The following is a 24641-nucleotide window of genomic DNA, read 5'->3' on the forward strand; positions in this document are numbered from 1 at the left end:
AACACGCGGCCGTAAAATACGGCCGCGTGTTTTTAAGTTCAGTATAAGTTTACTTATCTTCTTTTAAAATTCTTTCAGTTTCTTCAAATTCCTGTTTCATTTCCGGTTGAAGTTCACTCTGAGTCATCTTACTTACGATGATACCTAACAAGGTAGCGACGATTACACCAGGAACGATTTCATACAAACCTGTACCGAATGTACCGGCTGCAATCCATATAATAACAGTTGCGGCCCCACCGATGATTGACGCGATAGCACCAGAACGTGTCATGCCTTTCCAGTGCAGAGCCATAACTACCAGCGGACCAAATGCAGCACCGAAACCGGCCCATGCATTGGCGACAATATCAAGAATTACTGACTCGTCATCCCATGCTATAACAATTGCAACAAGCGCAACAATAATGACAGATATTCTTCCGACTAAAACAAAAAGTTTGTCTTGTTCTTCTTCGGATTTGGTTTCTGTCCCGCCGATCATTTTCAGACGAATCATTTTATAGAAATCCTGAACAAGCGAACTTGAAGTGACTAACAGCTGAGATGAAATAGTACTCATAATAGCTGCTAAAATTGCTGCCAGGAAGAATCCGCCGACTAATGGATGGAATAATACCTGACTCATTAGAACCAGAATCGTTTCGGCATCTGCTACTTCGTGCCGGGTAGCATCCGTAAATGCGATACCAAGTAACCCTGTTAAGCAGGCTCCGATTAGTGAAATTGCCATCCAGATAATACCAATACGACGTGCCTGAGGAACAATCTTATGAGATCTTATCGACATAAAGCGGACGATGATATGCGGCTGTCCGAAATAACCGAAGCCCCATGCCAGGTTACCGATAATAGTAATAATAGAAACCCCGCTGATTAAGGACAGATAGTTGATGTCCGCTATCGCGCCGAGCTCTTCTATTCTTACAAACGGCTCAATGCCTTGTCCTGTGAGAGTCATCCATGTGGCAATCGGAATCATAACGATAGCAATAAACATTATCGTCCCTTGGAAGAAGTCGGTCAGACTTACAGCAAGGTAACCGCCAAAGAATGTATAGATTACAACGACTCCTGCTGTAAGGAATAGGCCCCAATGATACGGCAGGTTAAATGCACTCTCGAACAATTTACCGCCTGATACCATGCCGCTCGCTGTATAAACAGCGAAGAATATAACGATTACGAGGCCAGCTATAATTCTCAGCATGTGCTTGTGGTCTTTAAAACGATTTTCAAAAAAGTCCGGAAGCGTAATTGAATCGTTGGAAACTTCCGAGTATACACGGAGTCTCGGAGCGACCACTATGTAGTTTACGTAGGCACCGATTGTTAAACCGACGGCAATCCAAATACTTGAAAGTCCGACGCTGTACATACTGCCTGGAAGCCCCATCAGCATCCAGCCTGACATGTCGGAAGCGCCGGCAGACAAGGCGGTAACCCATGGACCGATATTACGCCCGCCGAGCATATACTCGTTAAGGTTTGATGTGGACTTTTTATAAGCGTATATTCCGATTGCAATCAGAATGATAAAATACACTGCCATCATCAAATATTGTTCCCAACCCGCTGTAAATGTAAAAGCGGATCCTGTTACTGTGTTAAGAATCATAATAAATCCTCTCCCCTTTGCGAAATAAATTCGAGCTGTTTGCAGAATTTAAAATCAATTACACAAACATAAGAAAATTCCATCTTTTTAAAGTAAAAGAATAGAATTACACCTAAGCCGATTATAACCATCCTGACTTGTTATTACAATGCGAATTAGGGGATAGTCTGTGAATTCAAATACAAATCCGCCCGGCATACCTGATACCGGGCGGATTGAGTGAATGATATTTTACTTGTAAATATACTCTAAAACTTCAATTGTCTGTTCAACAGAATTTGTAACGATATTTGCTTTATTTGAAATTTCTTTTAATGGATGAATTAATTTCTCAGGACGCACTAAAATCAACGGTTTGCCTGAGTTAATTGCTGTTGTCGCATCCATTGCTGTATTCCATTGCTTGTATTCCTCTCCAAACAAAGCAATAACTACGTCAGCTTTGTTCATTAAAACCTGGGTGCGCAGATTATTAATACTGGATGCTGCATCATCGCGGTAATATTTATTCGGCTGCTCGCCTAAAATATTTTCACCGATGTCATCCGATAAATCGTGATCCGTCTGAGGTGATACAAAAGTTAACGGTAAATCTTTCTCTTTGGCCAGAGCCTGAATTTTGTCTCTCCAGCTGCTGTGAATCTCGCCTGCTAAATATACTGTTAAATCCATGAAACAACCTCCTATTAGTCATTGCATATTAGTATATACCCTAATCTATTTATGGTAAAATATTTAGAGTAGATTAATTATCCAGAGAAAGGAATAGACCGATATGAAAGTGGCATTATTTGATTTTGACGGGACTTTATATCCGCATGAAACCTTTGAAACACTTCGTGCACATTTAAAAAAACACCCGAAATATAAAAAGAATTATAAGCACTTTGTTCGATATTTTGCGCCTACTTATTTTGGCTATAAAATGAAAATGGTGCCAAAAATCAAGATGCAGCATAGAGCTTTGGAGTCGTATATACTTTCTTTCAAAGGTTATTCCAAACGTGAAATTGATGAATTTTTTTCGGATGTTGCCGCTTCGATGAGTAACGAGCTCAGGACTTCGCTGCTTGAAAAAATTCAGCAGCTGAAACAGGACAACTACTATGTAGTACTGATTTCAGGCGCTTTTATACCTTTATTGGAAGCGTTGTTTAAAGGTGTCGGTTTTGATTATATCGTCGGCTCAAAAATTCATTACAATGGTGATAAACTGGATTATAAAACGCGGTTTGAACGCATGTTTGCTGAACGAAAGATTGATATTATAAAAGAACACTTCCAAAATAAAGAAGTGGACTGGCTGAACAGCCAGGCATACAGCGACAGTATAACGGATCTTAAAATGCTGGAGCTGGTAGGCAAACCGGTAGCAGTAGCACCGGACAGCGACCTGCTGTCAGTTGCGCAGGACAAAAATTGGAAAATATTAAATGATATTTAGGAGGATAAACTGTGAGTTTAATTAATTTAACCGAAGCGGATCTTTATCCGACAGAGAAATTCGGACCATCACTTGAAGGAACTTTATTATATAAAGTCAGAGACCAGGCACATTTCCCGGGTGCATATATGACGACGAATGAACGGCTGTTTATGAATGTCGATATGAACGGCGAGGCGTATACAAGAGTCTTTGCCTATACCGATATTGTCAGAGCATTTGTGGAGGATGATGTGCTGTTTATCGAATTCCCAGAAGGTATGGGTAAGATTGCGATGGTTGACATAGTGTCTGGAAACGCAGATGAATTTGCTGCCTACGTGAATGATAAAAGCGGAAAATAGACTTACTGAGGATGTACTGGGACAGTGCATCTTTTTTGAGTTTAATTAGTATAACACTTTTAACAAATAGTATGACACATTTCATGATATGGCTTTCAGGATACAAGAAAAAGGAGTATACTGTTACTGAATATTAATATATTAAACATGGATAAGGGGCATCAATTTAAGTATGACTACTTCTATTAGCAAAACAGATGTGGTTCTGATTGGTGGCGGGATTATGAGTGCCACGCTTGGAACACTATTAAAAGAATTAAAACCCGACTGGAACATTAAAGTTTTTGAAAAACTTGATGATGTTGCAATCGAGAGCTCGAACGCATGGAATAACGCCGGTACAGGGCACTCGGCGCTGTGCGAATTGAACTATACACCAGAGCTTTCAGACGGCTCGATAGAAATTTCAAAAGCGATTAAAATTAACGAGCAGTTCCAGATTTCAAAACAGCTCTGGGCGTATTTAATTGAAAAAGGATATTTAGATTCTCCGGAAGATTTTATCCGTACAGTACCGCATATGAGTTTTGTGGAAGGCGAAAAGAATGTTGAATTCCTTAAAAAACGTGTGGAAAAACTGACTGAAAGTCCTCTGTTTGAAGGTATGGAATACAGCGATGATTACAATGTTCTTAAAGAATGGCTGCCGCTGATGATGGAAGGACGCAAGCCTGATGAAGAGATTGGTGTAACACGCATTGATTCAGGAACGGATATTAACTTTGGCAGTCTGACTAAAAAGTTATTTAAGAGACTTGAAGAACAGGGTGTGGAAATGAATTTCAAGCATGCTGTTCAGGACATCCGCCGCACTCAAAAAGACAAGTGGCAGGTCAAAGTTAAGAACTTGAACAACAGTAAAATGGAATATCATACCGCTGATTTTGTCTTTATCGGTGCAGGAGGCGGCAGTCTGCCGCTTCTGCAGAAAACAAACATCCCCGAGTCTAAAAATATCGGAGGTTTCCCGGTGAGCGGTCTCTTCCTCGTTTGCGATGACGAAGAAGTTGTGAACCAGCACGAAGCTAAAGTTTACGGCAAAGCTAAAGTCGGTGCACCGCCAATGTCTGTACCGCACCTCGATACACGTTATATCGACGGTAAAAGATCACTGCTGTTCGGGCCGTTTGCGGGCTTCTCTCCGAAATTCCTGAAAACGGGATCGTATCTGGATTTATTCGGCTCCGTGAAACCGAATAATGTACTGACTATGCTGTCAGCGGGTGCGAAAGAGCTCGGTTTGACTAAATATTTAGTACAGCAGGTTCTCTTAAAAGAAGAACAGCGTATGGATGAGCTGAGAGAATTTATTCCGGAAGCACGTTCAGAAGACTGGAAGACGATTACAGCGGGACAACGTGTTCAAATGATTAAGGATACGGATAAAGGAAAAGGTACATTAATGTTCGGTACAGAGACAATTGTATCGGAAGACGGATCTATGGCCGCGCTTCTCGGAGCATCTCCGGGTGCTTCTGTGTGTGTGGATGCTATGCTCGAACTCTTGAGCCGGGCATTTCCGGAAGATTTCGGATTATGGCAGGACAAGATTAAAGAAATGATTCCAACATACGGAATTTCTCTGTCAGATAATCCTGATTTGTTCAAAGAAATGAATGAACGCACTACTGATACTTTAGGACTGAAAAGTCACGAAGCAGGAGCATTATTGAGCTAAATAATACAGAAGGCATCGTCTCCCCCGAGGAGGCGATGCCTTTTTTTATTTTACAGATTTATTTAGCGCCTGTTCAATATCCTGAATGATATCATCAGAATTTTCGATACCTATTGAAAGCCTGATTAATGAATCGTCGATGCCGCGTTTAATGCGTTCTTCATCCGGCATTTCCGCATGAGTCTGCGTAAAAGGGAAGGTGATGAATGTTTCAGTGCCGCCGAGGCTCTCGGCGAAAGTACAGACTTCAATATTTTCTAAGAATGTGTTTACGCTGTGAGTTTCTTTAAAACGCAGGCTCAGCATCCCTGTTGTGCCGGCGTAGAGAACTTCTTCGACTGCTTCATGATTTTCAAAATGAGCTGCTGTTTTCCTGGCATTCTCAATAGCACGGTCCATGCGCACGTGCAAAGTTTTTAATCCGCGGAGCAGTAAAAAGCCGTCGAAAGGAGACAAGGTTGCCCCAATCATGTTGTGATACAGGCTGAGCGACTCAGCAAGTACTTCATCTTTAACAGTAACAACACCGGCCAGCACATCGTTATGGCCGCCGATATATTTAGTCGCCGAATGAAGGACGATATCTGCACCGTCAATAAGCGGACGCGATAAATACGGCGTTAAAAATGTATTGTCAATGATAGTAATTATGTCGTTTTCCTGCGCGAGTTTGTACAGGGGAGCTAAATCAGTTTTTTCCATCGAAGGGTTGGTAATAGGCTCTATAAAAAAAGCTCTTGTATTGCTGTTGATAAGAGAAGTCAGTTCAGCATGGTTGTTAAAGTCTGCATAATGAAATTTCACATTATACTTCTGTTCGTAAAAATCAAAAATACGATATGTACCGCCATATAAATCAAAACTTACGAGCACCTCATCTCCGCTGTTAAACAAATTGCAGCACAGCTGGACAGCAGCCATCCCGCTTGACGTTGCGAATGAATGAGTCCCGCCTTCCAGGTCTGCGAATGCTTCTTCAAAATGTGTGCGGGTCGGATTTTTGGTGCGTGTGTAATCATATCCTGTCGATTTACCCACACCTTCATGTTCGAATGCAGTTGATAAATATATAGGGTTAGTCGTTGCACCGGTGTGATCCGGCTTTAATGAGATTTGTGATAATTTAGTATCCAATATTTATCGTCCTCTTCTTTTATGTATTTTTTAGAAAGATATTATAAATATATAAATTAAGCCGGTATAAGTCAATAATTTAGTAGAATATTGCGAAAACTCTATTCGGGTAACGACAATACACTGCGCTAAAAAATGGTAGATAAAAGTAACGATAAGCGTTATAATTAGGTTAATTAAATTACAGGAGTGATACGAGTGAGTCAGTCACAGAACGTTATATATTATACAACAGCTCAAGTAACGGACATGGTTGAACTGTCTGATCAGAACGTTAGAAAATACGTTAGATTACTTGAAGACAGAAATTATGAAGTTGCTAAAGATGAACATAACAGAAGATTATTTTCAAAAAAAGATGTGAGTGTCTTACAGGAAATGATTAAAATTGCCAAGTCCCCAGGAAATACACTGGACTCTGCGGCAGATGAAATTATAGAAAATATGGACGACTTTGAAGAAACGAAAAGTGAGAATCAGGTATCGAAAATGTCGGATAACGACGTATCAAGATTGCTTGCTTTAGTGCTTGAAAAGCTGGATGAAATCCAAAATGAAAACAAAGAACTTAAATCAAATATAAGTACACTTGTACACAGATTGGAAGAGTACGATCGTAATGCTCTTGAATACAATCCGGACGAAAAGGTGGAAACATTTTTAGCGGAAGAGGCATACGAAAGCGAAGAATCGCCGCAGACTGAAGAAGAAGCTGATGAAACTGTACAGGCTGAAGAAACCAAAGCTGATGAAACATCGGATGAAGCGGGCATGGAAGAAACCGTGACACCGGAAACAACTGAAGAAGAGATTGTTGCAGAAGCACCAGCTGAAGAAGAATCCGCCGAAGCAGAAACCGAAGAACTTGATACAGAAGAAACCGAAACTGCTGAAACACCGGCAGAACAAAATACAGGAACAATTGACCTGAGCGCCGAGGAAGAAAGTGCTGAGGAGAATGTATCGGCTGCTTCAGAAGAACTGGATAACAGCAACGAAACAGCAAAACAGCAAATCGAGGAGCCTAAAAAAGGATTCCTCGGTAAATTAGCAAGCATGTTTAAAGGATAGAATCGAAATTTATTTCGATTCTTTTTTTATTTTTTTCAGATTGATTGACATGTGAATATAAAACTACTATAATCCCTATTGGCGAACGAGATTGCAACATCAGTTAAATAATATACGGATTAGAGGAGCGTTTTATCATGGATAGCGTTTTTGATTATGAGGATATACAGTTAATTCCGAACAAATGTATTGTGGACAGTCGTTCAGAATGTGATACTTCAATTGAATTTGGGAAACACACATTCAAGCTGCCGGTAGTACCTGCAAATATGCAGACTATTATCGACGAGAATATTGCTGAATATTTGGCGAAAAATGGATACTTTTATATCATGCATCGTTTCAACCCTGAAACACGTATTGATTTTATTAATAAAATGAGAGATGAAAATCTGATTTCATCTATAAGTGTCGGCATCAAACCGGAAGAATACGATTTTGTTATCAGCTTAAAAGAACAGGGGTTAATTCCTGATTATATTACTATCGATATTGCTCACGGTCATTCCGACAGAGTAATCGATATGATTAAGCATATTAAAAAACATATTCCTGAAACATTTTTAATTGCAGGTAATGTCGGGACACCTGAGGCAGTCAGAGAATTGGAGCATGCAGGAGCAGATGCAACTAAAGTCGGCATCGGTCCTGGTAAAGTTTGTATTACTAAAATTAAAACAGGCTTCGGTACAGGCGGATGGCAGCTTGCTGCACTTCGATTATGTGCAAAAGCAGCTTCTAAGCCGATTATCGCAGACGGCGGAATCCGTACGCACGGAGATATTGCTAAATCTGTAAGATTCGGGGCATCTATGGTTATGATCGGTTCACTATTTGCAGGACACGAAGAATCTCCTGGTACTGTTTATGAAGAAAACGGCAAGAAGTATAAAGAATACTTCGGTTCGGCTTCTGAATTCCAAAAAGGTGAACACAAAAACGTAGAAGGCAAAAAAATGTATGTAGAATACAAAGGGCCATTAGCAGCTACACTGACTGAAATGCAGCAGGATCTGCAGTCATCTATTTCATATGCCGGCGGCAAGGAATTAGATGCAATCCGTACAGTAGATTATGTAGTTGTTAAAAACTCAATTTTCAACGGTGATAAAGTATATTAATATTTTGATAAAAGGACCGCATGCGATATGCGGCCTTTTTTGTGTTTGATTTTGTTCTTGGCTGGCTGGGATTGGTATGGTCGGGTCTCATGTGTATCCGAGCTTCGTGGGGTTTGTATGATCGGTTCTCATGTGTATCCCAGCTCCACAGGGTTTGCATGATCGGGTCTCATATATATCCCAGCTCCGCAGGGTTTGCATGATCGGTTCTCATATGTATCCCAGCTTCGTGGGATTGGCATGATCGGTTCTCATATGTATCCCAGCTTCGTGGGGTTTGTATGTTCGGTTCTCATATGTATCCCAGCTCCGCAGGGTTTGCATGATCGGTTCTCAGATGTATCCCAGCTCCGTGGGATTGGCATGATCGGTTCTCATATGTATCCCAGCTCCGCAGGGTTTGCATAATCGGTTCTCATATGTATCCCAGCCTCGCAGAATCGGCATAAGCTGCCGTCTATTGAAAAAACACCGGATTCTTCAGGAATTCGGTGTTTTCTTCATACTTAATCTTCTATATCATGTAAATCTTTATAACGCTTCGTACTTTCAAGCATCATTTTCTCCATCGTTTCAACATCATCACTTTGAATTGCTGCGTAAAGTTTGTCGAGCTGTGTCTGGAAATTATCAATATGCTGAAGAAGGTGCTGTTTATTCATCATAAATAACTCAGGCCACAATTTTTCATTAATGTTTGTGATGCGTGTTAAATCCCGGTAGCTGTCACCTGTATATTTTTTAGTGTTGCGAGCGGCGTCATCGCTGTTGATTAATGAAATGGCAATGACGTGAGCCAGCTGACTGGTAAAGCCGATAACTTCATCGTGGAAGTCTGGTGTGATTACTGAAATATTGCCGAATTCCAATTTTTTGACAAATTTTTTCAGAAAATCGATGTTTTTCTCTTTATTCCTCGGGGTCGGTGTGATTAAATAGTTTGCACCGATAAAAACTTCTCTGCTGCTGAACTCAAGGCCCCGGTTTTCTCTGCCGGCCATCGGATGACCGAAAACGAAATCGGCATGGTCCGGCAGGAGAGGTTCAACTTCACCGATAATCGAAGTTTTCACGCCTGTAACATCGGTAATGATGCACCCTTCTTTTAAGTAAGGTGCGTAATCTTTTACCAATTGAACAAGCAGTTTAGGGTAAACTGCGAAAATAATAAGATCTGCCTGCGGAATGATGTCTTTAAAATCCTGAGAACCGTCTTTAATAAGATGCTGTTTTTTTGCTTTTTCGATAACTGCAGCATCGATATCAATTGCATATATGTCAGCGTCAGGTATGTTTGCTTTAATAGCAAGAGCAAAGGAACCTCCGATATTTCCCAAGCCGATAATTGCGATATTCATATATTTTATGCCTCCGTATTTTTATCATTATACTACAAGAATGAATATACATTAATTAACTAAATTATGTAAACATTTAATTAATTCTCATAAATAGATTGACAAACTGATTAAAGACAGCCTATAATGGCAATCAAATACATTACAAGGAGCGGTTATTTATGTTAACCCATACAACTTCACAACTGAATAACCGACTTTACTTTAGCTATTTTTGATACCGTTTGTACACATCATTTGTACAAACGTAAAACAAACTGTTTGTATCAATGATGGCTGAAGATTTTGTAATGTCTAGCCATTTACTTTAAATAAGTGGCTGGAAGTCGGGACTTCTACATATTTTTCTATACTTACTGCCACTTAATTTTTAGTTAAGTGGCAGTTTTATTTTTAAAAATTTTAGGAGGCTTTTAATTATGATTATTCATGTAAAACGCGACGCAACGGAAAGTAATATTAAGACACTGGTTTCAAACATCGAAGAAGCAGGTTTCAAAGTTCACCGTTCTGATGGTGAAAGACGTACAATAATCGGTCTGATCGGCGATACATCTAAAGTCTCCGAAAATGATTTCAAAAAATACAGTATCGTGGACGGGGTGTACAGAATTCAAAAGCCATACAAGAAAGCGAACAGAAGTTTCCAGGAAGATGACAGTGTTATCGATATTGGCAACGGTGTAAAAGTCGGAGCGGAAAACTTCATGGTCTGTGCAGGGCCCTGTTCAGTTGAAGATTTAGACAGCACAGTGGAATTAGCAATTAAATTAAAAGATGCAGGTGCAAACTCGCTGCGCGGCGGGGCATTCAAACCGCGTACTTCACCTTACAGTTTCCAAGGTCTTGGTGTAGAAGGTCTTAAAATTTTAAATGAAGCGAAAAAAGAAACCGGTCTGCCTATCGTTTCAGAGTTAATGGGCACAGATCATTTAGATACATTCGTTGACATGGTCGATGTCATTCAAATCGGTGCACGCAACATGCAGAACTTCGATTTACTGAAGGCGCTTGGCCAGACTAACAAACCGATTTACTTGAAACGCGGAATGTCTGCAACGATTCAGGAATGGTTAATGTCAGCAGAGTACATTATGGCCGGCGGCAACAATAACGTTGTGCTTGTGGAGCGCGGTATCCGCACTTTCGAAACAGCAACAAGAAATACACTTGATATTCAAGCGGTGCCTGTAGCGCAGAAAGAATCGCACCTGCCGATTATCGTTGACCCGTCACACGCAGCGGGCGTCAGATACCTGATACCTTCAATGGCTAAAGCAGCAGTTATGGCCGGTGCAAACGGCCTGCAGATAGAAGTTCACGAAGATCCTGAGAATGCGTGGAGCGACGGCCAGCAGTGTCTGACACCTGCAGAATTCAAAGAATTAATGGACACGATAAACGTACTGCTTGAAATTGAAGGGAAAACAGTGAACAAGATCGTTCAAACAAAATAATATGAGGAGGCTAACCATGGGGAGACATGAAGAGTTGCGTAAAGAAATAGATCAGATAGACCGTGAGCTCGTTCAGCTTGTCGAGAAGAGAATGAAGGTGTCTACGGAAATTGCGGAGTACAAACTTGCGAATAACATACCGGTACTGGATGCGCAGCGCGAAAAAAAGGTTATCAATAAAAATATTTCCTATTTGACTGACCGGACGCTGGACAGCTACATCTCGGAGTTTAGTAAACACCTCATGGAGCTCTCAAGAAGAAGGCAGAAAGAATGTCTTAAGCAGCATACAAAGACATGTTAAAAGGCGCCCGCGGGCGCCTTTTTTTATTTGAGATTATGAAGCTGTTCCAAATCGTACAATGTATTCTGATACGTTTCATTCAGCCAGTTGTTAAACAGCAGATGCCCGTGACTCCGCCATTGAAATTTTGGGTTTTCCGACGGTTTATCATCGGGATAATAATTGAGAGGGACAGCTGTATTGAGCCCGCTTTTTGCATCCCGGTCATATTCGTCTTTCAACGTTTTTCTGTCGTATTCGAGGTGGCCAAAAATGAAGAGATCCCGCTGATTTTTAGATGTAATGATATCCGGGCCGAAGTCAGGATGCGCAGTCAGGATGTCGAGATCCGGAATACCGTTTAATGCTTCGTAATCAATTCTTGTATGTCTCGACTGAGGAACCTGGTAAATATCATCAAAACCGCGCACATATGGATGTTCCGGTTTTATATTTTGATATCCGAACACACCGAACAGCTTTTCTGATAACATAAGTTTTTCGATATTGTAATAGTGATTCAGAGCGAATTGTGCTCCCCAGCAAATATAAAATCGGGAGAAGACATGTGTCTGTGCCCAGTCAGTAATTTCTTTCAGTTCGTCGATGTACCCTACCTGTTCAAAATTAAATTTTTCTACCGGGGCGCCAGTAACAATCATCCCGTCGAAATATTCATCTTTCACTTCCTGATGTGTCTTATAAAACTTCTGGAGATGGCTGGTCGGAGTATTTTTACTTTTATGGGTAGACATATGTAAAAATTCAACATCAATTTGAAGCGGTGAGTTGCCAAGCAGCCTCAGCAGCTGTAACTCTGTTTTTTCCTTAAGAGGCATAAGATTTAAAATAAGAATTTTTAATGGACGGATGTCCTGGGTTATCGCGCGGGAAGCTTCTATGGTATATACTTGTTCCTGTTGGAGTTTCGTTCTCACAGGAAGTCCTTCGATGATTTTAATTGGCATGCGTTCACGTCCTTAAATAGCAAATGATAAGTACTATATAATGTAACAGTGAAAATGAACGACAGTCAATGTCTAAATTATCAAAAAAATCACAATCTGAAGACAGATAAATTTTGGAGGAACAATAATGAATTCAGTTTTAATAGCTATTCTCGTTATGGTCATTTTAAGTTTGTGCAGACTTAACGTTATACTGGCTCTGTTTATCGGTGCGCTGGCCGGCGGGCTGATATCGGGTATGGGCGTCAATGAAGTCATCGGTGTCTTTACCGGAGGAATTGTTAACGGAGCAGAAATTGCACTCAGCTATGCACTGCTTGGAGGATTTGCCGCCCTGATAGCATACAGCGGTATAACCGACGTTATGGTCAATAAAATTTTAAGTCTGCTGAATGCAAGCAAAACGGCGAAAGCACGCGTAATAGCGAAAGTTTCTATAATCGCAACCTTGCTTGTTATTTCTATAATCAGTCAAAATTTAGTGCCGGTGCATATTGCATTTATTCCTATACTTATTCCGCCGCTGATCAGTCTGTTTAATGAGCTTCAGCTGGATCGCAGACTGCTGGCAGTAGTCATGACTTTTGGGCTGACATTTACTTATGCGGTACTGCCTTTTGGTTACGGACAAATATTTCAGAATACGATTGTAACAAGTTTTGCGAATGCCGGGGTAACAATAGAATTCAGCGATGTCGCTCCAAATATGATTATTCCCGCTCTCGGTTTTGTGATTGGTCTGATACTCGCATTTTTCTATTTCAGCAAACCGCGGAAGTATCTTAATAAAGAAAGTGACTTGTCCTCAGAGCGGCTAACAGTTAGTGCAAAAACAATTATTACTGCTGTGATTGCAATTCTTGTCACATTCATTGTGCAGTTCTTTACGGATTCGATGATCTTCGGTGCCCTCGGTGGTATTATGGTCTTCTTTCTGTCAATGCAGTTTAAGTGGGCTGAACTTGACCGTGAGCTTGTAAACGGCATAAAAATTATGGCGTATATCGGTATGGTAATGCTGGCGGCAAACGGCTTTGCAGGTGTGATTACAGAAACAGAAGATGTCCTGCCGCTCGTCAGCAGTATTTCAGATTCTCTCGGTAATAACAAGGCCTTTATCGTTATGGGTATGATGGTTGTCGGTTTAGTCGTAACGATGGGTATTGGTTCATCTTTCGCGACATTGCCGATTATTGGAGCGATTTTTGTCCCTATGGGTGCAGAACTCGGCTTATCGATCGCTGCGATTATTGCGATTGTCGGTACTGCTGGTGTCCTTGGGGATGCGGGGTCACCTGCATCAGATTCAACGCTCGGACCTACTGCAGGATTGAATATCGACGGTCAGCATGACCATATATGGGATACATGTGTACCGACTTTTGTCTTTTTAAATATTCCTGTTGTCATTACCGGTTTTATCGCAGGTATGATATTATAAGACTGTAAAATATTATAAAATGATAAAAATATTACTGCCAGCTTGATAATTTTTAAATAATGTAGTTTAATTAATCTACTAAGTAAAAAAATTCACTAATTAGCAGCGAATTTGTCTGGAGCTTCATATTAATCATTTAATGAATTTGTCTGCGGAGGATGAATTGTGCAAGCTCTCGATAATATATTACTTTTGAACAGGTGATTGTATGGAGACAGATTTAAACATTTTAAAAGGCAATTTAACTGCATATCAAATCAGTGAAGCGATTGGCATTTCTATTGAAGAAGCTGCAGATTTGCTTGAACAGCGGATTACTGTGGAATCACTGGATGAAGAGAGCCAGGAAAAGTTAAAACAATTAGAGGCAGTTTTATTTGACTAGCGGAAAAACAGCGTTAATATATTAAACATAAAATATGAGACTGACATTGTCAGTCTCATTTATTTTTTCGGAGGATGTCTATGGACAAGTTAAAAGAAAATATTCCGTTTATACTGCTGATTATTGTAATGGCATTATTTACATTGGCATTCTTCGTTTCGGAAACATCAATTTTTAAAACGGAGGAGATTTCCACGTACACTTTTGATGAAGCTGTCAGCATGCAGGTAAATAATGATACTGGAGATGTGAAACTTACCGGCAGCGCGGCAGAGTATGCAGAAGAGGATGACATAAAGGAAGCGATGACGATAAGCGGCAGCAATGATTTTCAATTCCTCCCCTTAAATTATGCGGCGGGTGCCGGGGAAGATGAACTGAATGAACTGCTTGAAGGCAAAGGGATTTTGGAAGGAACAGGAGCCGCTTTTGCAGAAGCTGAGCAAAAACATAATGTAAATGCGCTGTATCTGATCAGCCATGCACTGCTCGAAACAGGACATGGCGGGTCGGAGCTCGCTTCCGGCATCGAGGTCGACGGAACTACTTATTATAATTTTTTTGGTATCGGAGCATTTGACCGCGCAGCGGTAGCGGAAGGTTCGAGTTACGCCCGCGAAGCCGGCTGGTCGACACCGGAAGCAGCAATAATCGGAGGAGCGGAATTTATCCGTACAAATTACTTGGATAACGGTCAAAATACATTGTACCGCATGCGCTGGAATCCGGAAAACCCCGGTACGCATCTGTATGCGACAGACATAGAATGGGCAGAAAAAATTGCAAGTATAATGAACAGTTATTACTCTGCTTTAGAGCTCGAATACGATGACTTGGAAAAAGAAAATTATAATGAAGAATAAATAATAGCGCTTGTCTTTTTACAGAGACAAGCGCTATTTTTTGAAAGTTGAATTAAGAGACTGAGCTTGCTTATGTCAAAGTTTACTCAGTATCCAGCTCGTCCGCACCAATAATGCGCCACGGATGACTGTATATATTAAATGAACTGCCGCGGATAAAGCCGGCGGCTGTAATATTTAAATCATGTGCGAGTTTAATTGCGAGATCGGTCGGAGCAGATTTACTGAGTACGATGCCGACGCCGATTTTTGAAGCTTTCGTCAGTACTTCTGATGAGATACGCCCGCTGAATACGATAACTTTATCTTTGACGGAAATATTGTTCTGCAGACAGTGACCGTACAGTTTATCAAGCGCGTTATGCCGGCCGATATCACCTTTATGGACAATAGTGCCGTCAGGGGAAGCGATGCTCGCATTGTGAATGCCGCCGGTGTCTTTAAATATAGTGCTTTTCTCCTGCATTTCTTTCATGAGGCTGATGCATTGCTCGGGTGTCAGCTTCGTCTCCGACAGTGAAAATTTAGCAGTATCAACGTCTGCCTGAAAATAGAACTGACGGCTTTTGCCGCAGCATGAGCCGAGTACGCGTTTTGAAAACGTGCCGTAGTCTTTAGGAAGTTCGCGCGACACTTTCACGTGACAAAAACCGCCGCGTTCATCGATGTTCATGGATTCAATTTCCTTAAATGAACGCAGTGCGCCTTCTGAAGCTAAAAAGCCGATGACGAGTTCTTCAAGGTCATCAGGCGAACAGACTAAAGTAGCGAATTCTACATCGTTTAAATATATAGTCAGCGGAAATTCTTCAGCTATTATATCTTCAGTTTCGATAAAATTCCCGTCTGTATACCGCCGTATTGTATTTTTCGTAACGATTTCCATAACATATAACTCTCCCACTCTGAATCTTATTGTAAAGCATTCTTTTTCTTTATATAATCACATTTAAGACGAAATTACAATTTAAGGAATTCCGTCAAAACAATAGGGGGATTTACATGCAAACAAAGAAAAATCGCTGGCTGATTGCACTTGCCGGGGTGGGCATCCATATTTCAATCGGCTCAGTCTACGCATGGAGTGTATTTACAACGCCGCTTCAGGAATCAATCGGATGGTCGCTGAGTCAGGTCTCAATTACATTTAGTATCGCTATTTTATTTTTAGGGTTGTCGGCAGCATTTATGGGACACTTTGTAGAAGCGAAAGGCCCGAGAAAGTCGGGACTGGTTTCCACAGTCTTTTTTGCAGCAGGTATGATTACAGCAGGTTTCGGGATACAGCTTGAAATGCTGTGGCTTTTATATGTAGGGTACGGGGTCCTTGGGGGTATAGGACTCGGGATCGGTTATATCACTCCGGTTTCAACGCTGGTTAAATGGTTTCCTGACCGCAGAGGAATGGCGACGGGTCTCGCGATTATGGGGTTCGGTTTTGCCGCAATGATTGCGAGTCCGGTTATGCGCATGCTGATAGAATCGGTCGGAATTCCGAATACGTTCTTTATTTTAGGCGCTATTTATTTCACAGTGATGTTTGTATCAAGTTTATATCTTGAAAGACCGCCTGAAGGCTACCATCCAAAAGGCGTTGTTATCGATGAAAGCGACGGGGCAGTTTCTAAAGATCTTGCTCAGCTGACGGCGAACGAAGCGATAAAAACAAAACGCTTCTATTTCTTATGGCTGATGCTGTTTATCAACGTGACGTGCGGTATTGCTATCCTGGCAGTTGCAAGTCCGATGGGTGTTGAAATTGCGGGATTAACTGCAGGTGCAGCAGCTTTCATGGTTGGAGTCATGGGTGTCTTTAATGGTGCCGGACGCCTGGTCTGGGCATCTATATCAGATTACATAGGCAGAACGAATCTTTATACGCTGTTTTTCGTGCTGCAGATTGGCATCTTTGCAGTTCTGCCGTTTACGACCAATGAATGGCTTTTCCAAATACTGCTGTTCATCATGATTTCATGCTACGGCGGCGGATTTTCTGCTATTCCTGCCTATATCGGGGATATTTTCGGAACCAAGCAGCTGGGTGCAATTCACGGCTATATTTTAACAGCGTGGGCTGCAGCGGGACTCGCCGGGCCATTTATCGTTGCTAAGATTTATGAAGCTACACAAAGTTATGCATGGTCCTTGTACATTTTTGCGGGTCTGTTTGTTATTGCGCTAGTAATTTCTATATTTATCAGACAGGATATTAAAAGGCTTAAAGAAAAAAATAAGCTTGATTCTGTGAGCGCTTCCGCGAAATAGTGTACAATGGAATTATTATAATATAGAGGGAGTGTCTACATGGGTAAAACTCTGCATCCGGGTCCGATCAATAAAACTAAAAAATGGGATCCGAAATTATGGGTAAGTCCTGTGCCATTCGGTTTAACTAAAGTAAAACCGCATCATATGAGAGATACAGCTAAAATCGTCTGGAAAAACAGAGATAATTTAAACTACGCGAAAAATATTATATTAAAAGGTGTCTGCGACGGCTGTGCACTGGGAGTATCAGGTCTGCAGGACCAGACTTTAAACGGTCCGCATATGTGTACGACGCGTTTTAATGTCCTGCGTCTGAATACAGCACCTCCGATTAAACCTGAGATACTGCATCAGGATATAGATGAGCTGCGCAAGATGGACAGCACCGAGCTCCGCGAGCTTGGACGTATTCCATATCCGATGATTCGCCGTAAAGGCGACCGCAAATTTATTAGAGTATCATGGGATGAAGCGATGAATACTATTGCGGATAAAATGAAAGTTCTCGATCCGAAACAGTATGCATTTTACTTAACCAGCCGCGGTATTACGAATGAATCTTATTATGTTGCAGCGAAAACTGCGCGTTATCTGGAAACCAATCATATTGATAATGCCTCGCGTATCTGTCACTCGCCGAGTAAATCAGCAATGAAACGCTCTGTAGGTGTCGGAGCTTCGACTTGTAACTATCAGGACTGGCTTGGAACTGATGTACTGGTGTTCTGGGGCAGTGTCGCGTCAAACGCATCACCGGTTTCTACCAAATATATGATGGAAGCTAAAAAACGCGGTACGAAAATTATCGTTATAAATCCTTACAGGGAGCCTGCTATGGAGAATTACTGGGTGCCTTCAGTTGTTGAATCAGCACTGTTCGGTACTGAAATAGCAGATGAATTCTATGAAGTAAACATCGGCGGGGACATCGCGCTCATGCACGGTGTAATGAAACACTGGTTCGATCTTGAAGAACAAAATGAAGGTTCGGCCATTAATCACGAGTTTGTTAATGAACACGTCAACAACTATGACGATCTTAAAGAAAACGTTCAGTCGCAGAGCTGGGATGAGATTGTCCAGTCTTCAGGTATCGATAAAGAACAAATTATCGAATTATCAAACAGTCTTGCTAAAGCGAAAACAGGCGTTATGGTCTGGGCACTTGGCTTAACAATGCACAAACACGCGACAGATAATATTTCACAAGTATCGAACCTAGCTTTATTACGGGGCTGGCTGGGCGGTAAAAACAAAGGTCTTATGCCATTACGCGGACACTCATCAGTGCAGGGCTCAGGTGAAATGGGAGCAGATCCGTTTTCACTGCCGGGCGGGGATTATAACGATGAAAACCGTCCGCGCATCGAAGAACTGTGGAATTTCAAACTTCCTCAGTGGCCTGGAGATACTGTTGGTGTAACGATTGAGAACGCAATGCTGCCGGACGACAATGAAAGAAAGCTTAAGCTTTACTATATGTCGGGCGGTAACTTCCTGGAAACGATGCCGGATCCGGACTTTGTAAGAGAAGCTTTGCAAAATCTCGACATCCGTGTTCACCAGGATATTATTTTAAATACATCAACCCTGCTCGATGCAAAAGAAACAGTTGTAGTGTTGCCTGCGAAAACACGTTATGAGCAGGATGGCGGAGGATTGTCAACATCGACAGAACGTATGATTTACTTCTCTCCTGAGATTGAAGGGAACCGCAACCGCATTGCCGAAGCACGCAGTGAATGGAAGATTTACGTCGACCTTGCGAAACGTGTTAAGCCTGAAGAGTCTCACTTAATCGATTTCCAGTCAGGACAGGAAATCCGCGACGAGATTGCCAAAGCGAATCCTCAGTATGACGGTGTTCAGCACCTGAAGAAAGCTGGTGACGTTTATCAGTACGGCGGAGCATGGCTGTGTGAAGGCGGGGTATGTCCGACACCGGATGGAAGAGCGAACCTGATTACGATGGATATTCCTGACAACAATAAGAAAGCTGGAGAATTCAAACTTCTGATGAGACGCGGCAAGCAGTTTAACGCGATGATTTATGGAGATCAGGATGCCTTTAACCACATGGGGCGCTACGATGTACTCGTCAGTGAAAACGATGCACGACGAGAAGGACTCGAAGACGGGGAAGCGGTCGTTCTATACAATAAGAACGGAGTCTTCCAGGGATTCGTTAAGTATGCAGCAATTAAAGACGGAAACATCGGTGTTCAGTTCCCGGAAGGAAACTTCCTGGTGGAGAAAGGTATTTACGAAAGTTTCGTAGAAATGCCTGACTATGTGACAGACGTTAAGATGGAAAAAGCCGATCACTTTAATGCGAATAAGGACCGTCAGTATTTAGAGAAATCTATACCTGAACTAGAAGATAATCCTAACTAAAGTTATAGAAAATACCGAAAAGCCGGGAGAAACGCCTCTCCCGGTTTTTTTGTATATAAAAACTCTCTTTAGTGTGGTAAAATACGAACATTGATGATGGAAAAGAGGTAATATTTTGTCCGAAAATAATTGGAACTCAAAATTAGGTTTTATATTGGCGGCAGCAGGCTCTGCAATAGGTCTCGGCGCCGTCTGGCGTTTCCCTTATATGACTGCTGAACACGGTGGCGGTGCGTTTCTGTTTGTTTTCCTGCTATTTACTATACTTATTGGCCTGCCGCTCTTAATCAGTGAGTTTGTTATCGGCCGTGCCTCAGGAAGAAATCCGATTGACGGTTTCGAATACTTAAGCGGTAAAAAAAGTTTAAGAATTTTCGGCTGGATCGGACACTTTGGAACGATGCTGCTGCTCTCGTTCTACAGTGTTATCGGCGGCTGGATATTAATTTATCTGCTCATTGCTTTGATGGATTTTTTGAATTTGTATACTGTCAATGATTATACAGTGCTGCTTGGGGATGTTATTACCAATCCGGTATATGTAATTGCTGCTCAGGGTATTTTTATATTTATCACTGCGTTTGTCGTGGCCCAGGGGATACAAAAAGGACTTGAACGCGCATCTAAAATTATGATGCCGATGCTGTTCATCTTGTTCTTGTTCATTATTATCCGTTCGCTCTCGCTGCCGAATGCATTTGAAGGAGTTAAATACTTTCTGCTCCCGGACTTCAGTGAACTCAGTGCCAATGGAATAATGTTTGCACTCGGACAGTCGTTCTTTGCGCTCAGTGTGGGGATTACACAGATGATAACTTATGCATCGTACTTAAAAGCTGATCAGAATCTGCCTAAGTCGGCCTCTTATATAGTACTCATGAATATCGCAGTTTCTGTAATGGTGGGACTTGCGATTTTTCCGGCGATTGCTTCGTTCGGCATGCAGAGTATGGAAGGGCCGGGTCTGGTATTTATCGTCCTGCCTGAAATATTTAATGCGATACCGTTCGGTATTATTTTCTATCTGATGTTCCTGTTCGCATTCTTATTTGCGACATTGACATCTTCGTTCTCTATGATTGAAATTAACGTTGCCAATACGGTTAAAGGTGATCAGTCGAAACGTAAAAAAGTAACTTACATTTACGCTGTTATCGTTTTTGCTATCGGTATTCCGTCTGCGTTGTCAGAAGGGGTGCTGAATGACGTTCAATTCTTTGCGGGAACGATATTTGACAACGTGGACTTCCTTGTATCGAATATACTCCTGCCGGCAGGAGCTTTGTTCTCATCAATTTTTATCGGTTATATTTTAGACAGAAGAGTTGCTATGGAACAGCTGAACGTTACAAAAGGGAGCAGTTCATACACTGTTTTTAAAGCCTGGATCTTCCTGCTCAGATTTATTCTTCCCGCAATAATTTTATTCGTCTTTATCATGAATATAATCAGTGTCTTTTAAAACAGAGAGAAGATGTAAACTCAATATCGGGTTTGCATCTTTTTTAATATAATTAATTGCTGATTGCGCATGAAAAATAGGTATGGTAATATTTTCTCATGAGTTTTCAGCATGAATAACATCAAAATCAGATAAGGGCGTGAGGTATGGAAAGTTTAACCAGAGAAAAAATTATCAGTATTGCACAAGAAGAGAATGTAAGGTTTATCCGGCTGCAGTTTTCAGATATTCTCGGAACGATTAAAAATGTGGAAGTGCCTTTCAGCCAGCTCGATAAAGCTCTTGACGGACAAATGATGTTTGACGGATCTTCAATCGAAGGGTTTACGCGCATCGAAGAATCAGATATGTATCTGGTTCCGGATTTAAACACATGGACGGTATTTCCTTGGACAACATCGCGGGGTGACAAAGTAGCACGGCTGATATGTGACGTTTACAAAGTAGACGGGACACCATTCGAAGGCGATCCCCGGACTAATTTAAAAACTGTTTTAAAAGAAATGGAATCGCTCGGTTATACATCATTCAATCTCGGACCTGAACCGGAGTTCTTTCTTTTTAAACTGGATGAGCAGGGCAAACCGACGACTGTCTTAAATGACCAGGGTGGCTATTTCGATTTAGCACCTACGGACTCGGGGGAGAACTGCCGCCGGGATATCGTTATTGAACTGGAGGATATGGGCTTTGATATCGAAGCGTCCCACCATGAAGTAGCTGAGGGACAGCACGAAATTGATTTTAAATATGCGGATGCTGTCACAGCATGTGATAATATACAGACATTTAAGCTCGTTGTAAAAACGGTCGCAAGAAAGCATAATCTGCATGCAACATTTATGCCGAAACCGCTGTTTGGAATTAACGGCAATGGCATGCATTTTAACGTGTCGCTTTTTAAAGGAAAAGAGAATGCATTCTTTGATGAGTCTGCAGAAGATGGCTTAAGCGAAGATATGAAATACTTTATGGCAGGTGTACTGAAGCACGTAAGAGGCTTTACTGCGGTAACGAATCCGCTTGTAAACTCTTATAAACGCCTGGTGCCGGGTTACGAGGCGCCAAGCTACATCGCATGGAGTAAAAAGAACCGCTCGCCATTGATGAGAATCCCTTCTTCACGCGGATTATCAACACGTGTGGAAGTCCGTTCTGTCGATCCATCAGCGAATCCCTATCTGGCACTCGCAGTCATTTTAAAGGCGGGACTGGATGGCATTAAAAATAAGCTGGAGCTTCAAGAATCCATAGACTTAAACCTTTATGAAATGACCAGAGAAGAACGCCTTGAAAACGGCGTAGAAGATCTGCCTTCGACGCTTTACAATGCCTTAAAAGAGCTTCGTGACAGCAAACTTGCAAAAGAAGCGCTCGGCAGTCATATTTATAAAGCATTTTACGAACACAAAATGCTCGAGTGGGAAGATTATCGTTCAGTTGTTTCGGAATGGGAACTTAAATCTTATATGGATAAATATTAAAATAAAAAAAGGAATCGGGAAATTAATCCCGGTTCCTTTTTTATCAATCGTATACAGTAAAGTCATCGTGCAGCTCTTCCGTAACGTTATTTAAGTTTGTTTCTGTAATGTTTCTTGCGTTATAGCCAATACGCTCTAAATTACTGATTAGCTCAACATAGAGGGAACCGCCATCCGTTGAACATTCACCTCTCGAAAGACGTTTGATATGTTCTTTACGAAGTTTGTTTTCGATTCTGTGAGATTTCTGGCTCAATCTGATAACTTGCTCCAGTGCTTGAGGATTGTAAACATCAAGCGTCTCAAGAGCCATTGTGAATGATTCGTAAACATGTCTGTATAGGTCTTCCAGACCTTCTTTTGCATCATCTGACAGTTCGATATTATTTTCATACTTAGTATGATACTGATCCGCCAGGTTTTTAGCTTGTGAACTTACTTTAAGCAGTATACGAGATACTTCCAGCAAGGTGCTGACACGTTCAGTATCTTCCTGTGAAACTTCGTATTTCGATGCATCGAGCAGGTAGCTGCGTGTTGCATCCTGCAGTGTTGCTGCAACGTTAACTTTATCTTCAATCTGTTTGAAGAGCTTATCATCCTGTTTGTCACTGTACTGGCGTGCATCCTGCAAAGTGCTGAGGACCAGCTGTCCAAGATTCTTAACCTCGCTTTGTGCTCCCTGTATAGCAATGCTCGGGGACTGTTTTAATAACAGCGGATCTAAATGCTGAGGTGTGAAGTCTTCAGAAAAATCACGTCCCGGAATTATTTTAACAACCAGCCAGGCGAGAGCACCGACAAACGGCAGATGAATTAATGTATTAATTATATTGTATGAGCCATGTGCGAAAGCGATAGTCATCGGTTTGTTCAGGCTCAGGAAGTCTTCGAGATATCCAACATATATTATGAACAGCGGCATCAGTATCATAAAGATTACTGCACCGATGATGTTAAATGTAACGTGGACCAGAGCAGCACGTTTAGCGGCAATTGAGCCGGCGAGAGCTGCTAATACAGCAGTGATTGTCGTACCGATGTTGTCTCCGAGCAGGATTGGCAAAGCAGCCTGCAAATCAACCATATCATTAGCATAGAAATTCTGAAGTATGGCAATTGTGGCACTCGAACTTTGGACAATGACAGTCAAGATAATACCTACAGCGAGACCGAGAAGTGAATTATCACTCATGGTCAGCATCAGATCCTGGAAATATGCGAGATCAGCAAGCGGTCCAACGCCGTCGCCCATTAACTCAAGACCGTAAAAAAGGGCCCCGAATCCGAAGAGGATTCTCCCTATGTTAATAATCTGATTGCCTTTAAAGAAAAACAGCATAAATGAACCCACAGCGAGAATCGGCAGAGAATATGCACCAATATCGAGTCCGATAATAAATGCCGTAACTGTCGTACCGATATTGGCACCTAAAATAACGCCGATGGCTTGTCTGAGCGTCAGGAACCCTGCACTCACTAAACCGATAGTAATGGCAGTAGCGCCAGAGCTGCTTTGAATTAAGACGGTAACAATGATACCTGCAAGCACTCCTCTGACAGGGTTCGATGTCATACGGTTTAAAATATCCCGCAAACGATCGCCGGCAGCTGCCTGCAGGCCGTCGCCCATCTGTTTGATACCGTACAAGAAGATACCGAGTCCACCGAGGAACATGAAGATAACTTCCATTGGACTAAGAGACATAAAGAGTCCTCCATATAATATTTAATTTACAAACTTTACTTTTCCTTATTGAACTATGCGATAAATTTACAATCTACTGTTTATCATATTACAAAAAGGTGAAATTTAAAACATAAAAATCATTTATGACTTAAAAGTTCAAGTTGCCAGAAAATTTGTA

General features: G+C 41.6%; 21 protein-coding genes. 14 read left to right on the forward strand and 7 right to left on the reverse strand.

Going from position 1 to position 24641, the window contains the following annotated elements:
- Positions 1–49 precede the first annotated feature (49 nt).
- Together putP and IR135_RS06400 are read right to left on the reverse strand one after the other, a co-directional pair.
- Positions 50–1615 (reverse strand): sodium/proline symporter PutP, encoded by a 1566-nt coding sequence (putP, locus tag IR135_RS06395; RefSeq protein WP_369891142.1) that lies wholly within the window; start codon positions 1613–1615, stop codon positions 50–52.
- 234 nt (positions 1616–1849) lie between these two features.
- On the reverse strand, positions 1850–2290 hold the full coding sequence (locus IR135_RS06400) for a YtoQ family protein (RefSeq protein ID WP_135097820.1): 441 nt from the start codon (positions 2288–2290) through the stop codon (positions 1850–1852).
- A 103-nt stretch (positions 2291–2393) separates the two neighbouring features.
- On the opposite strand from IR135_RS06400, the gene IR135_RS06405 reads away from it, so the two are divergent.
- From IR135_RS06405 to mqo, 3 genes are all read left to right on the forward strand, one after another.
- Positions 2394–3062 carry an HAD family hydrolase gene (locus IR135_RS06405; protein ID WP_135097822.1) on the forward strand — a complete coding sequence of 223 codons (669 nt, stop codon included), beginning with the start codon at positions 2394–2396 and terminating at the stop codon, positions 3060–3062.
- Positions 3063–3073: 11 nt separating this feature from the next.
- A complete protein-coding gene (locus tag IR135_RS06410) occupies positions 3074–3406 on the forward strand; it encodes a hypothetical protein (protein WP_135097824.1) in 333 nt (110 codons plus the stop codon).
- A gap of 172 nt (positions 3407–3578) precedes the next feature.
- On the forward strand, positions 3579–5084 hold the full coding sequence (mqo, locus tag IR135_RS06415) for a malate dehydrogenase (quinone) (protein WP_135097826.1): 1506 nt from the start codon (positions 3579–3581) through the stop codon (positions 5082–5084).
- Positions 5085–5129: 45 nt separating this feature from the next.
- On the opposite strand, the gene IR135_RS06420 is transcribed toward mqo, so the two are convergent.
- The gene (locus IR135_RS06420) at positions 5130–6221 is read right to left on the reverse strand and encodes a PLP-dependent transferase (protein WP_135097828.1); all 1092 of its coding nucleotides are present in this window, start codon (positions 6219–6221) and stop codon (positions 5130–5132) included.
- A gap of 195 nt (positions 6222–6416) precedes the next feature.
- Here IR135_RS06420 and IR135_RS06425 point away from each other — a divergent pair, with 195 nt between their 5' ends.
- Both IR135_RS06425 and guaC read left to right on the forward strand, forming a co-directional pair.
- A complete protein-coding gene (locus IR135_RS06425; RefSeq protein ID WP_135097830.1) occupies positions 6417–7289 on the forward strand; it encodes a hypothetical protein in 873 nt (290 codons plus the stop codon).
- A gap of 137 nt (positions 7290–7426) precedes the next feature.
- Positions 7427–8410: a GMP reductase gene (gene guaC / locus IR135_RS06430; RefSeq protein WP_135097832.1), complete on the forward strand. Its 984-nt coding sequence runs from the start codon at positions 7427–7429 to the stop codon at positions 8408–8410.
- A gap of 506 nt (positions 8411–8916) precedes the next feature.
- Here guaC and IR135_RS06435 read toward each other — a convergent pair.
- Positions 8917–9768: a prephenate dehydrogenase gene (locus IR135_RS06435; protein ID WP_135097834.1), complete on the reverse strand. Its 852-nt coding sequence runs from the start codon at positions 9766–9768 to the stop codon at positions 8917–8919.
- A 419-nt stretch (positions 9769–10187) separates the two neighbouring features.
- On the opposite strand from IR135_RS06435, the gene aroF reads away from it, so the two are divergent.
- On the forward strand, positions 10188–11225 hold the full coding sequence (aroF, locus tag IR135_RS06440) for a 3-deoxy-7-phosphoheptulonate synthase (RefSeq protein WP_135097836.1): 1038 nt from the start codon (positions 10188–10190) through the stop codon (positions 11223–11225).
- A 16-nt stretch (positions 11226–11241) separates the two neighbouring features.
- Positions 11242–11529, forward strand: a complete 288-nt coding sequence (locus IR135_RS06445) for a chorismate mutase (protein WP_135097838.1) — start codon at positions 11242–11244, stop codon at positions 11527–11529.
- A 23-nt stretch (positions 11530–11552) separates the two neighbouring features.
- Here IR135_RS06445 and IR135_RS06450 read toward each other — a convergent pair whose 3' ends face one another.
- Positions 11553–12476, reverse strand: coding sequence for a homoserine O-succinyltransferase (locus IR135_RS06450; protein WP_135097840.1), 924 nt, complete (start codon positions 12474–12476; stop codon positions 11553–11555).
- Positions 12477–12600: 124 nt separating this feature from the next.
- Between IR135_RS06450 and IR135_RS06455 the strand changes: the two genes are divergently transcribed.
- From IR135_RS06455 to IR135_RS06465, 3 genes are all read left to right on the forward strand, one after another.
- Complete coding sequence (locus IR135_RS06455; protein WP_318272306.1) at positions 12601–13917, forward strand: Na+/H+ antiporter family protein; 1317 nt, start codon at positions 12601–12603, stop codon at positions 13915–13917.
- 208 nt (positions 13918–14125) lie between these two features.
- A complete protein-coding gene (locus IR135_RS06460) occupies positions 14126–14302 on the forward strand; it encodes a hypothetical protein (RefSeq protein ID WP_167753382.1) in 177 nt (58 codons plus the stop codon).
- A gap of 80 nt (positions 14303–14382) precedes the next feature.
- Positions 14383–15165 carry an N-acetylglucosaminidase gene (locus IR135_RS06465; RefSeq protein ID WP_228063445.1) on the forward strand — a complete coding sequence of 261 codons (783 nt, stop codon included), beginning with the start codon at positions 14383–14385 and terminating at the stop codon, positions 15163–15165.
- Between the two features lie 82 nt (positions 15166–15247).
- Here IR135_RS06465 and fdhD read toward each other — a convergent pair whose 3' ends face one another.
- Positions 15248–16051: a formate dehydrogenase accessory sulfurtransferase FdhD gene (fdhD, locus tag IR135_RS06470; RefSeq protein WP_135097846.1), complete on the reverse strand. Its 804-nt coding sequence runs from the start codon at positions 16049–16051 to the stop codon at positions 15248–15250.
- A 116-nt stretch (positions 16052–16167) separates the two neighbouring features.
- Here fdhD and IR135_RS06475 point away from each other — a divergent pair, with 116 nt between their 5' ends.
- The 4 genes from IR135_RS06475 (at position 16168) to glnA (ending at position 22773) form a co-directional block, all read left to right on the forward strand.
- Entirely contained in the window at positions 16168–17430 is a 1263-nt protein-coding gene (locus IR135_RS06475; protein WP_135097848.1) for an OFA family MFS transporter, read from the forward strand.
- 39 nt (positions 17431–17469) lie between these two features.
- A complete protein-coding gene (locus IR135_RS06480; RefSeq protein ID WP_135097850.1) occupies positions 17470–19827 on the forward strand; it encodes an FdhF/YdeP family oxidoreductase in 2358 nt (785 codons plus the stop codon).
- A gap of 115 nt (positions 19828–19942) precedes the next feature.
- Positions 19943–21289, forward strand: coding sequence for a sodium-dependent transporter (locus tag IR135_RS06485; RefSeq protein WP_228063446.1), 1347 nt, complete (start codon positions 19943–19945; stop codon positions 21287–21289).
- Between the two features lie 146 nt (positions 21290–21435).
- Positions 21436–22773 (forward strand): type I glutamate--ammonia ligase, encoded by a 1338-nt coding sequence (gene glnA, locus IR135_RS06490; protein WP_135097854.1) that lies wholly within the window; start codon positions 21436–21438, stop codon positions 22771–22773.
- 43 nt (positions 22774–22816) lie between these two features.
- Here glnA and IR135_RS06495 read toward each other — a convergent pair whose 3' ends face one another.
- A complete protein-coding gene (locus tag IR135_RS06495) occupies positions 22817–24481 on the reverse strand; it encodes a Na/Pi cotransporter family protein (RefSeq protein ID WP_135097857.1) in 1665 nt (554 codons plus the stop codon).
- Between the last annotated feature and the right edge of the window lie 160 nt (positions 24482–24641).

The organism is Jeotgalicoccus nanhaiensis, assembly GCF_015235105.1.
GTDB lineage: Bacteria > Bacillota > Bacilli > Staphylococcales > Salinicoccaceae > Jeotgalicoccus > Jeotgalicoccus nanhaiensis.